The sequence below is a fragment of the Novosphingobium flavum genome (assembly GCF_014230315.1).
GTDB classification, from domain to species: Bacteria; Pseudomonadota; Alphaproteobacteria; order Sphingomonadales; family Sphingomonadaceae; genus Novosphingobium; species Novosphingobium flavum.
In genome coordinates this window covers 157,212-171,502 of the sequence record NZ_JACLAW010000001.1, presented here as the reverse complement: position 1 = coordinate 171,502, position 14,291 = coordinate 157,212, and the positions used below count along the sequence as shown (strand labels likewise).

Below are 14,291 nucleotides of genomic sequence, written 5' to 3'. Positions count from 1 at the left end.
CCGCCAATAAAATTATACGAAGTTCATCAGCCCGGCGGGATTCTTCAGCTCGGCGATGAAATCGGCCTGCAGCTCGGTCGGACGCCACCCCACGCGGGTCAGCATGCCGATCGGGCGCACCACCGGTTCCGGCGGCGGGCGATAGACGATCAGCCCCGCCTCCAGCTCCACCGCCATCTGCGGGGCCGAGAGCATGGTCAGCGCATCGCTCCCCAGCAGCAACTGGCGCACGGTCAGCACCGAGCCGCATTCGATATGAACCGGCGGCGGCTCGGCCCCGGCGCTGCGCATCATGTTTTCCCAGTAGATCCTGAGCGGCGTATCACGCGAGGGCATGATCCACGGATAGTCGAGCAGGGCAAAGCCGTCCGGCGCGCGCCCGTCCGCCGCCAGCGGATGCCCGGCACGCATCATCAAGACCGGCCGGTCGTCGAAGATCCGCTCCTGCACGAGATCGGTGATCAGCGAGGGATCGCGCAATGCCCCCAGCACGAGGTCGATCTCCCCGTCGCGCAGCGGCCCGACCAGCTCGCCATAGCTGCCCTCGACCACCGAGACCGCCACGCCCGGATGGATCGCGGTGAAACGCAGCAGGGCATCGGGCAGCCACTTGGCGCGCGAGAGCGGCATGGCCCCGACCACGATCCGCCCGCCGATCCGCCCCATCCAGCCCGAAACCTCGGCAAAACCAGCGCGCAATTCGGCAATGGCAAGGCCAAAGGCCCGCGCCCGCCGCTCCCCCGCCGGGGTCAGCAGAACCGAGCGCCCGCGCCGCTCGACCAGCGCTTGCCGCAGCGCCACCGAAAGGTCGGCCACTGCCCGGTGGAGCGAGGCCGAGGTCAGCCCGGTAACCTTGCTCGCCCCGGCATAGGAGCCGGCCCGCGCCACGGCGAGAAAGGCGCGCAATTGCGTGCCCGTCACCCGCGGCGATCCGATCAGCTCCAGCGCCGCCTCCACCCGCGGGGCCAGCAACTGCGCGGGCTCGGTCGGGGTCATCCCCCCGGCCCCGCGCTCGAACAGGGTGCAGCCCAGGTCCGTCTCCAGCCGCGCGATTGCCTGGGTCAGCGCCGGCTGGGTCAGGTTCACCGCCCGGCTGGCCCGGGTCACGCTGCCGTGGCGCACCGTGGCGACGAAAGCGGCAAGGTGGCGCACATTGGGCTGGCGCTCATAGGCGGACAGGGCATTCATCCGTTGACGGTTAGCAAGAAATTATGCCCGTCGCCACCTTCGCATTGGCACTTGCCGCGCCCCGGTTCCATCCCACCCGGCCAGAATTGCCAGCAATTGAGGATGACAAAGCCATGTCCGGAGTAGTGGTGCAGAACATCGAACGGGCTCCGGCCGAAGTGATCGACGGCCTCGCCGCCTGCGGCGTCGCCACGGTGCACGAGGCGCAGGGCCGCACCGGCCTGCTCGCCAGCTACATGCGCCCGATCTATTCCGGCGCCCGCACGGCTGGTTCCGCGGTGACGATCAGCGCCCCTCCGGGTGACAACTGGATGGTCCACGTCGCCATCGAACAGCTCAAGGAGGGCGACATCCTGCTCCTCGCCCCCACCTCCCCTTGCGAGGACGGCTACTTCGGCGACCTCCTCGCCACTTCGGCCCAGGCGCGCGGCTGCCGCGGCCTCGTCATCGACGCGGGGGTGCGCGACGTGCGTGACCTGACCGAGATGCAGTTCCCGGTCTGGTCGAAGGCGGTCTTCGCGCAGGGCACGGTCAAGAACACCATCGGCTCGGTCAACGTCCCGGTCATCTGCGCCGGCGCGCTCGTCAATCCCGGCGACGTGATCGTGGCCGATGATGACGGCGTCTGCGTCGTCCCCCGCGAAAAGGCGGCCGAAGTGCTCAAGGCGGCTCAGGCCCGCGAAGCGAACGAGGGCGAAAAGCGCGCCAAGCTCGCCGCTGGCGTCCTCGGCCTCGACATGTACAAGATGCGCGAACGTCTGGAGAAGGAAGGCCTGAAATATGTCTGACCGGCTCACCGGCCTGTCCGCGCCCTGCCTGTGGATGCGCGGCGGCACGTCCAAGGGCGGCTATTTCCTCAAGGACGACCTGCCCGCCGATCCCAAGCTCCGCGATGCCTTCCTGCTCGGCGTGATGGGCTCGCCCGATCCGCTGCAGATCGATGGCATGGGCGCGGCCGATCCGCTGACCAGCAAGGTCGCGGTCGTCTCGAAGTCGACGCGCGAGGGGATCGACGTCGATTACCTGTTCCTGCAGGTCTTCGTCGATCAGGCGATCGTCACCGACGCGCAGAACTGCGGCAACATCCTCGCCGGGGTCGGCCCCTTCGCGCTGGAGCGTGGGCTGGTCGAAGCCGCCGGCGATGAAACCCGCGTCGCGATCTTCATGGAAAACACCCAGCAGGTCGCCGTCGCCACCATCGCCACGCCCGGCGGGAAAGTCACCTATACCGGCGAAGCGAAGATCGACGGCGTTCCCGGCAGCCATGCCGCGATCCCCCTCGAATTTCGCGACACGGCCGGCTCGTCCTGCGGCGCCCTGCTCCCCAGCGGCAATGCGGTCGACGTGATCAATGGCGTTCCCGTCACCCTGATCGACAACGGCATGCCCTGCGTGGTGATGAAGGCCGAGGATGTCGGCATCACCGGCTACGAGGACCGGGACTGGCTCGACAATGCGACCGAGCTGAAGGCCAGGATCGAGGCAATCCGCCTGATCGTCGGCCCGATGATGAACCTTGGCGACGTCAAGGAAAAGTCGGTCCCCAAGATGATGCTGGTCGCCCCTCCGAAAAACGGCGGCGCGGTCACCGTGCGCTCGTTCATCCCGCACCGCGCCCATGCCACGATCGGCGTGCTCGGCGCGGTCTCTGTGGCCACGGCCTGCCTCATCCCGGGTTCGCCCGCCGCCGAGGTGGCCGAAATTCCCGCAGGCAATCGCAAGACCCTCTCGGTCGAACACCCGACCGGCGAGATGAGCTGCGTGCTTGAGGTAAACGAGGCGGGCGACGTTCAGACCGCCGCCCTGCTGCGCACCGCGCGCAAGCTGATGGATGGAGTTGTGTTCGGATGACCGACCGTATCGTCAGCTGGCATGCCAGCCCGAGCAAGCCGCGCTACACCCCGCCCGCCGGGGCGGTGGACGCGCACTGCCACGTGTTCGGCCCGATGGCCGAATTCCCCTTCAGCCCCAAGGCCAAGTACCTGCCCGAAGATGCCGGGCCGGACATGCTGTTCGCCCTGCGCGACCAGCTCGGCTTTGCCCGCAACGTCATCGTCCAGGCCAGCTGCCACGGCACCAACAATGCCGCCACGCTGAACGGCATCGCCAGGTCGAACGGCAAGGCGCGCGGCGTCGCCGTGGTCGATCCGGCGATTTCCGAGGCCGAATTGGCCGTGCTGCACGAAGGCGGGATGCGCGGCATCCGCTTCAATTTCCTGAAGCGGCTGGTGGACGATGCGCCCAAGGACAAGTTCCTCGAAGTGGCCGCGCGCCTGCCCAAGGGCTGGCACATCGTGATCTATTTCGAGGCCGACATCCTCGCGGAACTGCGCCCCTTCATCGATGCCCTGCCGGTTCCCGTGGTGGTCGATCACATGGGCCGCCCCGACGTCACCCAAGGTCCGGACGGCGCCGACATGAAGGCCTTCCGCGCCTTGCTCGATAGCCGGGATGACATCTGGTTCAAGGCCACCTGCCCCGACCGGCTCGACCCCGCAGGCGATCCGTGGAACGCCTTCGCCGATGCCGTCGCCCCGCTAGTGGCCGATTATCAGGACCGCGTGATCTGGGGGACCGACTGGCCGCACCCCAACATGGAAACCAACATTCCCGACGACGGGCATCTGGTCGACATGATCCCCCGCATCGCCGCCACGGCCGAACTTCAGCAGAAGCTGCTCGTGACCAACCCGATGCGGCTCTACTGGCCCGAAGAACTCTGATCCGGCGGGCGCGGGCAGGCCCCGCGCCCAACGCAAACCTCGCTCCCCTCCCGCAGGCGGGAGGGGCTGGGGGTGGGCCTTGCGGCCTCACGTTTCCAAGGCATCACAACCCATAAGTTTTTCGCGATACCCATAGGATTGTATACGATCAAAACCCCCAGAACCTGCGGTTTTGACTCACATCAAGATACGAATTGTCCAACTGCGCCATCACTGCCCCCGTCATAACGGAGGAGCATGAAGGCCATGGTCGCACCGCCCAAGCAACCGATACCCGGCACACACCTGTTCGATGGAGAAGCCGCCGCGAAGGGCCTTGCCCTCAACGCGATGTGCTACTCGTTCAACGACGCCGCCAACCGCGCCGCCTTCCTCGCCGACGAGGAGGCTTACTGCGCGAAGTACCACCTCACCGCCGAGCAGCGCGCCGCGGTCGCCGCGCGCGACGTGATCGGGATGATCAGGGCCGGCGACAACATCTACTACCTCGCCAAGCTCGCCGGGATCTTCGGCCTCAACGTACAGGACGTCGGCTCGATGCAGACCGGCGCCAGCCTCGCTGCCTTCAACGAAATGCTGGCCGCGCAAGGGCGCGGCGAAACCTATGAAACCGCCCACCGGGAGATGACCCATGGCTGAGATCGTCGGCGCCTATTTCACCAGCCACGTCCCCGCAATCGGCGGCGCAATCCACAAGGGCATCCAGCAGGAGCCTTACTGGAAGCCGTTCTTCGATGGCTTCCCCAAGGTCCACGAATGGCTCGCCGAAGTGAAGCCCACGGTCGCGGTCGTGTTCAACAACGACCACGGCCTCAACTTCTTCCTCGACAAGATGCCGACTTTCGCGGTCGGCGCCGCGCACGAATACCAGAACGCCGACGAAGGCTGGGGCCTGCCGCTCTACAAGCCGTTCAAGGGCGATCCGGGCCTGTCGTGGCACATCATCGAGCAACTGGTGGACGATGAGTTCGACATCACCACCTGCCAGACCATGCTGGTCGACCATGCCCTCTCGATCCCGTTCGAGCTGGCCTGGCCGGGGGTGGACGAATGGCCGGTCAAGCTGGTCCCGCTTCACATCAACACGGTGCAGCACCCCCTGCCCTCGGCCAAGCGCGCCCTCGCCTTCGGCCGCTCCGTCCACCGCGCGCTTGCCTCATGGGGCGCGGACGAGCGCATCGTGGTGATCGGCACCGGCGGCCTGTCCCACCAGCTTGACGGCGAACGCGCCGGCTTCATGAACTCCGACTACGACCGCTTCTGCATGGACCACCTCGCCAGCGACCCCGACGCCCTCACGAAGCACGACGTCCACGAAATCGTCCGCCTCGCCGGAACCCAAGGGGTGGAAATCCTCAACTGGATCGCCGCGCGCGGCGCGCTCGGAGCCGGGGCAAGGGAGATCCATCGCAACTATCACCTGCCGATTTCCAACACGGCGGCGGCAACGATGTTGCTCGATCCGGCCTGAGGCAGCGACCGGACCCGGCAAGGGCGCGGGGGAGCAAGACCCTCGCGCCCTTTTTCGCGCCAGCGATGTCCGTGCAAGGCCGTTGCAGTCCCGTTGCAGCGGCCTTGCAAATCACTCTTAAAAAAATTCGCGCGGTCCGGGTGGTTTGGCCCGAACGATGTCGTCTTCCTCGTGAGATTAGAGGAAACGGCCATGCTTTACGGATCGGAAAAGAAACAGGGGGTTTCTGCGTGGCCTTCGGCCGATGGCGATTGGACGGTGATCATTCCCTACTTCAATGAGAGGGAGTTTCTTCGGGGCACCATCGCCAGCCTCGCCGCGCAGGCGGTAAGGCCGCTGCTGATACTGGTCGACAATGCATCGACAGACGGCAGCGGCCCCGTTGCCCGCCAGGCCTGTGCCGATTTCGGGGTCGAGGCGATCCACCTGCACGAAAGCCGGCCGGGCAAGGTCGCCGCGCTCCAGTGCGGCCTGCGCGCGGTCACCAGCCGCTATGTCGCCACCTGCGACGCCGATACCTACTATCCGCCGCGCTACCTCGAGCTGGCCGGGCGCCTGCTCGAACGCGAGGGCGTGGCCGCCGCGATCGCCGCCAACACGGCGGCCGGCGCCTCGCCCATGTCCAAGCGCAAGGCCGGCTGGCGCATGGCCCTGACCGGCGCCATCCTGCGCCAGCAGTGCCTCAACGGCGGGGCCAGCCAAGTCTTCCGCACCACGGCGCTCAAGGCTTGCGGCGGGTTCGACCCGGCGATCTGGAACTGGGTTCTGGAGGATCACGAGATCATGGCTCGCGTCGAGCGGCACGGCCGCATCGTCTATCACCCCGGCTTCATCTGCCACCCCGCGCAGCGCCCGCGCAGCGTGAACTGCACCGGGTGGACCCTCGCCGAACAGATCCGCTACCACCTCGCAGGCGCCAAGGGCCGCCTGTCGTTCTTCCATGACGAACTGGCCCCGCGCCTGCGCGCCCGCGCGCTGCCGAGCGAAATGCTGCGCCGGGCGAAAGCTGCCTGAGCCGTGGCCTCCGCCGTGCTCCCCCCCGTCATCCTCTGCGCTGACGATTTCGCCATGTCGCAGGGCGTGAGCGAGGCGATCGCCCGCCTCGCCCGCGGCCGCTGCATCAACGCGATCAGCTGCATGGCCGCCATGCCGCGCTGGGCAGAGGATGCCCGCCTGCTCGACGGGATCGAGAAGGTCGACTGCGGCTCGGCCGGCCGCGTCCAGGTCGGCCTTCATCTCGTCCTTGCCAGCGAACGCCCGCTCGGGCCGATGAGCTGCACCCTGCCCGATGGCAAACTGCCGGGGCCGGACCGGATGCTGGTCCTGACCCTGCTCGGCAAGGTCGACATGGACGAGGTCGTCGCCGAGATCGACCGCCAGTTCGACGCCTTCGTCGCCGCCCGCGGCATGGCCCCGGACTTCGTCGATGCCCACCAGCACGTCCATCTCTACCCCGGCATTCGCAAGGCGGTGATCGACGCCACCCGGCGCCATGCCCCGGAAGCCTGGGTGCGAGTGCCGGAGGACAGCCTCCCCGCCATGCTGCTGCGCCCGTGGCGCGGCAAGGCGATCGGCTCGGCGATCCATTCGTTGGGCTTCCGCAGCCAGCTTCGCCGCGCCGGGCTGCGCGCCAACCGCAGCTTTGCGGGCCACTACGATTTTTCCGGCCCCTATCGTAACCAGCTTGGAACTTTCCTGCGCTATGGTTCGGGCGCGCATCTGGTAATGTGCCACCCCGGCGCCGGAGAGGCGGAGGGTGACACCCTGGCCGCCGCGCGCCAAACGGAGGCTGACGTGATCGGGGAACTGCCGCTCGAATTCCGGCTGCGCTCGCTGGGCCCCGATAGCTGGCCGGAGCCATGCCATGCCTGAGGCCGGCATTGCCGCCATCTTCCTCGCCAACCGGGCGATGGTGCGGCGGCTCCTGCTGGCGCGCGGCATCGGTGCGGACGAGGCCGACGAGGTCCTGCAGGACATGTGGGTGCGGATCGAACAGTCGCGCATCGGCCCGGTGGCCGATCCCCTGTCATACCTGATGCGCATGGCCACCAACCTTGCGACCGACCGGCGCATCGCCGGGCAGCGCCGCCTCGTGCGCGAGGATGCGTGGACCTCGCTCCAGCCGGTCGGGCACGAGGTTCCCGATCAGGAGCGGCGGCTCATCTCCGCCAGCGAACTCGCACGGCTTGAGGCATTGCTGGCCTCGATGCCGGTGCACATGCGCCAGGCACTGGTCCTGTTCCGGGTCGAGGGCCGCTCGCAGCGCGCCATTGCCGACATCCTCGGCATGTCGCTCTCGGGCGTCGAGAAGCTCCTCGCCCGCGCCTATCGTCAACTCGTCGAATTCAGAAACGATCACCCGGCCTCGCTGCCGGAGCGCCGGGCCACCCCCGGCGACAGGAGCAAGTCCAATGGCTGAAGCCTCCCTCATCGCCGACCAGGCCATCGCCTGGCACCTGCGATTGCCTGAACTTCCGGGCCACGAGTGGCCGACTTTCATCGAGTGGCTGGAAAGCTCGTCCGCGCACCGCGATGCCTATGAACGGCTGGCCGAGGCGGACGCGGTACTGGGCGAGGCAGCGCCCGCACTGGGCGCCGCCGCCGGCGTGGCCGCCGCGCCCACGCGCTACAACCCGGCCCGGCGGCGCTGGCTGACCGGGGCGATCGCCGCCTCTATCGCGTTGGTCGGCGGCTGGACCCTGTGGCCCGGCGCATCCAGCCTGCAGCTGGAGCGCACCGCCCCCGGCACGATCAAGCAGCTTGCCTTTGCCGACGGCACCCGGGTCGAGCTGAACGGCGACAGCGCGCTGGCGCTCGACCAGTCCAACCCGCGCGCGATGAAGCTCGAAAACGGTGAGGCGATGTTCCGCGTGCGGCACCTGCCGCAGGAATTCACCGTCGAGGCCGGCGGCTACAAGATCCGCGATCTCGGCACGGTGTTCAACGTCCAGCTGAGCGACCGCAACCTGCGGATCGACGTCAGCGAGGGGTCGGTCGAGTTCGATCCGGGCGGGGCCAATCTCACCCTGCACGCCGGCGAGGGGATGACGCTCGACCGCGCACACGGGCTCGTGGTCAAGCGCTCGGCGGCCAATGCCGGCGGCTGGGTCAACGGCCAGTTCGCTTTCGCCGATACGCCGCTGAGCGACGTCGCCGAGGCGATAAGGCGCCGTTTCGGGACAAAAATCTCTTTATCGGAAGGATTGTCGGCGCGCCCCTTCACCGGCAATATCCGCCTGGGTGGCAACGAGTCTGAAGATGTTGCGCATTTCGCCGGATTGATTGGAGCGCAATATCGCCGCGATGGGGATAACTGGGTCATCAGCGAAGGGCGTAGTCGCTAGCCTGGCGCTGGGGCTGTTCGCGCAGCCGCTGGCCGCGCGCGAGGCGGTCCCACCCCCGATCCGGATCGAAGCTGGTCCGCTATCCGCAGCAATCAGTACGATCGCCCGCGCGGGCGGCGTGGAAATCGTTTCGCTCGAACCGGGGCTGAGCACGGTGCGGACCGGCGGGCGGGCGCTTCCCGCAGATCCGGCCGCCGCGCTGCGCATTTTGCTGCGCGGAACGGGTTACCGGGCCGTGGCCGCCGGGCCCCATGCTTTCCGGATCGAACGGGCTGCCCGCGTCCGGCCGGAACGGGCGCCGCGCCATGCCCCGCCCAGGGTGGATGACGATGCGATCACCGTCATTGCCGGGCGCTTCCCCACTCCGCTGGCCGACTATCCCGGCAGCGTGCTGCGCATTCCGGCCGAAAGCGGGGCCAGGTTGCCCGAGACGGCCCAGCTCGGCGATCTCGCGCGGCTGTCGCCGGTGGTCTTCGCCACCGCCTTCGGAGACGGCCGCGACAAGTTCTTCATCCGCGGGATTGCCGACAGCAGCTTCAACGGAGCGGCCAAGCCGACCACCGCGATCTACGTCGACGACGTGCCGGTTTCATTCGGCAGTCCCAACCCCAACGTGCGGCTCTACGACATCGCCTCGATCGAGGTGCTGGAGGGGCCGCAGGGCACGCTTTACGGCGCGGGATCGATCGGCGGGGTGATCCGGGTAACGCCCAATCCGGTTGACCTCGAAAACTTCGGCGGCATGGCCACGGCCGAAGGTTCGGTGCAGAGCGGCGGACAACCTGGCTGGAAGGTGGGCGGCGCAGCCAACCTGCCGATCGCGCGGGGCACGGCCGGGCTGCGCCTCGTCGGCTATAACGAGCGACAGGGCGGCTATATCGACGACCCGGTGCTGGGCAAGGACGTCAACCGGATCGACGTGAGCGGCGGGCGCGCAACCTTTGCGCTCGACCTCCCCTCAGGCCTCAGGGTCGATGTCGGGGGGCTCTACCAGTCGACCCGCGCCGCCGATGCCCAGTTCGCCGATGGTCAGCGCCCCCTTGTCCGCAACCCGGCCCGGCCCCAACCCTACCGCAGCGATGTCGCCGTGGGGCGGCTATCGGTGCGCCAGCGCTGGGACAGCGGCATCGAACTCGCCTCGGTGCTCAGCCTCGGCCACCGCACCTCCAACGATCGGTTCGACGCGACCTTCGACGTCACGGGCTCGGGCGCTTCGGTCTACGACATTGACCGTTCGTCGAGCGTGATTACCAGCGAGACACGGCTTTCGCGCACGGCCCGGACCGGGCTGAGCTGGGTCGTCGCGGTCAACCTGCAACGCATCACCGACGGCCAATCGCGCACCTTCGGCAGCCCGGACGGCGCGCCTTCGATCGACGAGGTGACCAACGACACCCGCAGCGCCTCGGTCTTCGTCCAGGGCCGCATTCCGATCGGGCGCAAGTTCGATGCCACGCTGGGCCTGCGCTACACCGTCGCGCGGACCGACAGCGAACCGGCGCGCGGGACCATAGTCTCCTTCGTGCGCGGCGAGACGGCGGCGCACTTCGACCCGACCATCGCGCTCCTCTACCGGCTGGACCGCCGATGGTCGCTGATCGGCCGTTACCAGACCGGATACCGCAACGGGGGGGTGACCGTGGCGCGCGGGGTCGGCCGGGTGGCGGACTTCATGCCCGATGCGATCTCGATGGGCGAGGCCGGGGTGCGGCTCAACCGGACCGGGATGAACGGGCTGGCTGGCTCGCTCGTCGTCTCCTACGCCGACTGGCGCCGGGTTCTCGCAGAGCTGGTCACCCGGCGCGGCACACCGGTGACGGAGAACATCGGTGACGCGCGCCTGCTGGCGGTGGAAGGCAACGCCGAATGGCGCAGCGCGGGCGGCCTGCGGCTCGGCGCCGCGCTGCTCTACACCGCCAACTCGCTCTCGGGCGACCTCGCCGGACAGACGCCCCTGCCCAATCGCCGCCTGCCGGACACGCCCGACTTCTCGGCCCGGCTTCATGCCGGGTACGACTGGCAGGGGCCACGCGGCTACGCCATGTCGGTCATGGGCCGGGCCGCCTACGTCGGCCGTTCCGTGCTCGGTCCCGGCCCCGTGCTCGATCTCAGCCAGGGTGACTTTGCGCAGTTCGACTTGCGCACCAGCGCCCAGCGCGGGCGGCTCAGCCTGTGGGTCGCACTCGACAATGTGCTCAACAGCCAGGCCAACCGCTTTGCGCTGGGGAATCCGCTACTGCTCTATCGGCGCGAGGGCTTCGCCCCGCTGGCGCCCCGGCGGCTGTCGGCCGGGATGACCATCGCCTATTGAGCCGCGCTCAGGCGAGGACGGGATAGCCCAGCCGCGCCGCTTCTTCCTCGATACCGAGCAGGGCCGCATAGGTCTCCGGCCGGGCCGGGGCCACGGCCTTGATCTTCAAGGCGCGCCTGAGGTCAGCCTGAGCCGGGTCTGACCCGAAGCGCACCAGCGCGCGAACCAGCGCCGCCGCATCGGCGCCTGACGTCGCCGCGCTGGTGACGAAGGGGATCGCCGGGCTCGGCCCGGTTTCGCACAGGACCCGCAGGCCCGAGACGGCCGCCGGATCATGTTCGCTGGCAAAGGCCCAGGTCAGGCAGTCGACCGACACGGCGTCGACCTCGCCGCCGCGTAGCGCGGCGATGGAGGCCGGGTGGCTGCCGGTCTCGATCACCTCGCCGAAGAAGTGCCCATCGCGCGCGAGCGGGGCAAACAGGGCGCGCGGCAGGTTCATGCCCGAGTTGGAGAGGAGGCTGTTGTAGCCGAAGCGCGCGCCGCGCAGACTTTCCGCCCCCTCGCGCGGTTCGTCGGCGCGCACGAGGACGAAGGCGCGGTGCGTGAAATCGGTGCAGCCGGGCGCGTCGTAGTCGGCCACGGCGAGGAGGCGGAACTGGCCGACATAGGCCTTCTGCAGCGGATAGCCGCAGGTCTGGGTCAGCAGCACATCCGCCGCGATGGCGTCGGGAACCGGCTTGGCCGCGAAATCGAGCGCCGCGGGCAGGTCCGCCATGCCCTCGCCCGCGAGGTAGCCGGCCAGGACGTCCCACAAGGCCGCGTGGGCGGCGCGCAAGCCCGCAAAATTGTACATCGGCAGGCTAGCCATGCGCCCGGTCACGCCCCCTGCTCCGGGCGCGGCTCGGGATGGACCGGCACGAAGACCGGGCGGAGCAGCCAGGCCCGCGCGATCTCGCCATAGCCGGCGAAGCGATAATGGCCATTCAGCGCGAGGAGTTCGGCCCGCGCGCCGCGCCATGCCGCCGGAATGCGGAACCACGGCAGCGAGGGATGCAGGTGGTGCACGACATGGATGTTGTTCCACAGGAACAGCAGGCCGAAGACCCAGTTGCTCTCGACGATCGCCACGCGCTCTTCCGGGTGCTCGCCCCAGCGATGCTCGATGAAGGCGCGCAGCAGGCCGAGGCTGAAGCCGGGATAGACCACCAGCAGGTAATACTTCCAGACCGGAACATGGCCCACGCCCGAGACGAACCACAGGACCACGGCCAGACCAGCAAAAAAGCGCAGCCAGATCCCGAGATTGCGGAAATCGCCGCGCACCAGCATCCCGCCCTCGATCAGCACCAGCTTGCGCAGGCGCAGCAGAGGGCCGATCAGCAGGCGGCCGAGCAGGGTCTGGTTGAACATCAGCACGGCCCGCCAGGCCGGGGAGTAGCGCGCCCAGTCTTCCGGCTTGTGATAGACGCTCTCGGTATCGAAGCCGGGATAGGTCAGGTCGACATCGCGGTGGTGCTGGGAATGGCTGCGACGATAGAGCTCGAAGGGCAGCCAGCCGCCGATCGGCGGCCAGACCAGCGCATGGCGCAGCCAACGCGGCAGGCTGAGCCAGCCGTGGATTGCCTCATGCTGGAGCGAGAAGTGCCACGTCACCAGCCAGGCCCCGGCGAGGCTGAAAAGCGGCCAGGGAATGCGGTTCGCGTTTACAATCAGCAGGATCCACCCGCCATAGATCGCCGCGAAGACCAGCCACGTCGGCACTTCGGCCCTTTCCCACCAGCGGGAGAGTGCGGGCGGCGCGGGAGACAATTCCTTGCGAACGGGGCGGTAGGCCATGACCGGCTCCCTATACCCGGCGCGAAACCTGCGCTACCTGTTGCACGCCTAGATTGACAACATTGTGTCGTAACATAACGTCATTGGAATGCCTTGCCTGGGGGAATTGCGCTAGCGGCCTGACACCTGAAATGAGGGAAAAATGGCTCAAACCGCCGAAATCCAGCAGACGATGCCAAAAGCCGGGGCCGAGCGCCGTTCCGGTCTGGTGGGTCTGCGCGCCGCGCTCGCGGCGGCGGCGGGCAATCTCCTCGAGTGGTACGACTTCACAGTTTATGCATATTTTGCGATCCTGATCGGCAAGGCCTTCTTCCCCGGCGCCGATGCGACCACGGCGCTGGTCCAGGCATTTCTCACCTTCGGCCTCGGCTTCCTCGTCCGCCCGGCGGGCGCCGTGCTGATGGGCGCCTATGCAGACCGTCATGGCCGCAAGGCCGCGCTGACCGCGACGATCCTGCTGATGGCCGCCGGTACGCTGGTGATCGCCCTCGCCCCGCCGGCCAGCGCGATCGGGATCGGCGCGCCCCTGCTGCTGGTTGCCGGGCGTTCGTTGCAGGGTTTTTCCGCCGGGGGCGAAGTGGGCGGAGCCCTGACCTTCATGGTCGAACATGCGCCGCCGGGGCGGCGGGGGCTCTATGCCTCGCTGCTGCAGGCCAGCATGGCCGGGTCCAACGTGCTCGGCTCCTTGGTGGGCTTTGCCCTGACCAGCCTGCTCGCCCCAGCGGAGCTGGCTGCTTGGGGCTGGCGCGTGGCTTTCCTGATCGGCGTTCTCATCGCCCCGGTCGGCCTGTGGCTGCGCCGCACCCTCGGCGAGACGCCCGAGTTCAGCGCCCTCGCCGCCTCGGCGCCGCGCCCCTCGCTCAGCGCCGCCGCCCGCGCCGCCTTTGCGCGCCCGGGCCGCCTGCTCGCCGCGACCGGACTGTCCACGCTGTGGACCGCCGGGTCCTATGCCCTGGCGATCTATTTCCCGATCTATGTCCAGGCCGTGGGCAAGGCCAGCCCGCGCAGCGCCTTCGCCGCAAGCCTGACAGGCAGCGTGGTCCTGGTCTTCGCCTGTCTCGCCGGCGGGCGGCTGGCTGACCGGATCGATCGCCGCCTGCTGCTCACGGCGGTCGCCGTGATGTTGGCAGTGGTCCCCCATTTCCTGCTGCGCGGCGCGCTCGCCAGCCCCGACCTCGCTACGCTGACCCTCGTCCAGTCGGCGATCTGCCTGATGGTCGGCCTGTTCAACGGCGCGGCCCCTTCGGCGCTGGCCGCACTGTTCCCGGTCGGCTCGCGCGCCAGCGGCACCTCGGTCGGCTACAATCTTGCAGTCATGCTGTTCGGCGGTTTTGCCCCGACCATCCTGACCTGGCTGATCGGGCGCGGGCTGGTTTTCGCCCCGGCCTGGTACGTCAGCGCTGCTGCCTTGCTCAGCCTGCCCGCACTGTTCGTCCTCGCCCCGTGCGAGCCTCCTCTTTCTTCCGCAGCGCCATAGG

At 68.4% G+C, this 14,291-nt stretch carries 14 protein-coding genes; 11 read left to right on the top strand and 3 right to left on the bottom strand.

Annotation, left to right across the window (positions count from 1 at the left end):
- Nucleotides 1-12 precede the first annotated feature (12 nt).
- Complete coding sequence (locus H7F51_RS00765) at nt 13-1,188, bottom strand: LysR family transcriptional regulator (RefSeq protein WP_185662297.1); 1,176 nt, start codon at nt 1,186-1,188, stop codon at nt 13-15.
- Nucleotides 1,189-1,301: 113 nt separating this feature from the next.
- On the opposite strand from H7F51_RS00765, the gene ligK reads away from it, so the two are divergent.
- The 10 genes from ligK (at nt 1,302) to H7F51_RS00715 (ending at nt 11,037) form a co-directional block, all read left to right on the top strand.
- Nucleotides 1,302-1,976, top strand: a complete 675-nt coding sequence (gene ligK, locus H7F51_RS00760) for a 4-carboxy-4-hydroxy-2-oxoadipate aldolase/oxaloacetate decarboxylase (protein ID WP_185662296.1) — start codon at nt 1,302-1,304, stop codon at nt 1,974-1,976.
- Nucleotides 1,969-3,039, top strand: a complete 1,071-nt coding sequence (locus tag H7F51_RS00755) for a 4-oxalomesaconate tautomerase (RefSeq protein ID WP_185662295.1) — start codon at nt 1,969-1,971, stop codon at nt 3,037-3,039. The genes ligK and H7F51_RS00755 overlap by 8 nt, the downstream gene beginning before the upstream one ends.
- Nucleotides 3,036-3,911 (top strand): amidohydrolase family protein, encoded by an 876-nt coding sequence (locus H7F51_RS00750; protein WP_185662294.1) that lies wholly within the window; start codon nt 3,036-3,038, stop codon nt 3,909-3,911. The genes H7F51_RS00755 and H7F51_RS00750 overlap by 4 nt, the downstream gene beginning before the upstream one ends.
- Nucleotides 3,912-4,148: 237 nt before the next feature.
- Nucleotides 4,149-4,550 (top strand): protocatechuate 4,5-dioxygenase subunit alpha, encoded by a 402-nt coding sequence (locus H7F51_RS00745; protein WP_185662293.1) that lies wholly within the window; start codon nt 4,149-4,151, stop codon nt 4,548-4,550.
- Entirely contained in the window at nt 4,543-5,382 is an 840-nt protein-coding gene (locus tag H7F51_RS00740) for a class III extradiol dioxygenase family protein (RefSeq protein ID WP_185662292.1), read from the top strand. The genes H7F51_RS00745 and H7F51_RS00740 overlap by 8 nt, the downstream gene beginning before the upstream one ends.
- Before the next feature lie 192 nt (nt 5,383-5,574).
- Nucleotides 5,575-6,396: a glycosyltransferase family 2 protein gene (locus H7F51_RS00735; RefSeq protein WP_221773933.1), complete on the top strand. Its 822-nt coding sequence runs from the start codon at nt 5,575-5,577 to the stop codon at nt 6,394-6,396.
- 15 nt (nt 6,397-6,411) lie between these two features.
- Nucleotides 6,412-7,254 (top strand): ChbG/HpnK family deacetylase, encoded by an 843-nt coding sequence (locus H7F51_RS00730; protein WP_343061153.1) that lies wholly within the window; start codon nt 6,412-6,414, stop codon nt 7,252-7,254.
- Nucleotides 7,247-7,801, top strand: coding sequence for an RNA polymerase sigma factor (locus H7F51_RS00725; protein ID WP_185662291.1), 555 nt, complete (start codon nt 7,247-7,249; stop codon nt 7,799-7,801). Before H7F51_RS00730 ends, H7F51_RS00725 begins: the two co-directional genes overlap by 8 nt.
- Nucleotides 7,794-8,726 carry a FecR family protein gene (locus H7F51_RS00720; protein WP_185662290.1) on the top strand — a complete coding sequence of 311 codons (933 nt, stop codon included), beginning with the start codon at nt 7,794-7,796 and terminating at the stop codon, nt 8,724-8,726. Before H7F51_RS00725 ends, H7F51_RS00720 begins: the two co-directional genes overlap by 8 nt.
- Complete coding sequence (locus tag H7F51_RS00715; RefSeq protein ID WP_185662289.1) at nt 8,665-11,037, top strand: TonB-dependent receptor; 2,373 nt, start codon at nt 8,665-8,667, stop codon at nt 11,035-11,037. Before H7F51_RS00720 ends, H7F51_RS00715 begins: the two co-directional genes overlap by 62 nt.
- A 7-nt stretch (nt 11,038-11,044) precedes the next feature.
- Here the strand turns inward: H7F51_RS00715 and H7F51_RS00710 are convergent, their stop codons facing one another.
- Both H7F51_RS00710 and H7F51_RS00705 read right to left on the bottom strand, forming a co-directional pair.
- Entirely contained in the window at nt 11,045-11,857 is an 813-nt protein-coding gene (locus H7F51_RS00710) for a PhnD/SsuA/transferrin family substrate-binding protein (RefSeq protein WP_185662288.1), read from the bottom strand.
- Nucleotides 11,854-12,813: a fatty acid desaturase gene (locus tag H7F51_RS00705; protein ID WP_185662287.1), complete on the bottom strand. Its 960-nt coding sequence runs from the start codon at nt 12,811-12,813 to the stop codon at nt 11,854-11,856. The genes H7F51_RS00710 and H7F51_RS00705 overlap by 4 nt, the downstream gene beginning before the upstream one ends.
- Before the next feature lie 142 nt (nt 12,814-12,955).
- On the opposite strand from H7F51_RS00705, the gene H7F51_RS00700 reads away from it, so the two are divergent.
- Nucleotides 12,956-14,290: an MFS transporter gene (locus H7F51_RS00700; RefSeq protein WP_185662286.1), complete on the top strand. Its 1,335-nt coding sequence runs from the start codon at nt 12,956-12,958 to the stop codon at nt 14,288-14,290.
- Nucleotide 14,291: the final 1 nt, after the last annotated feature.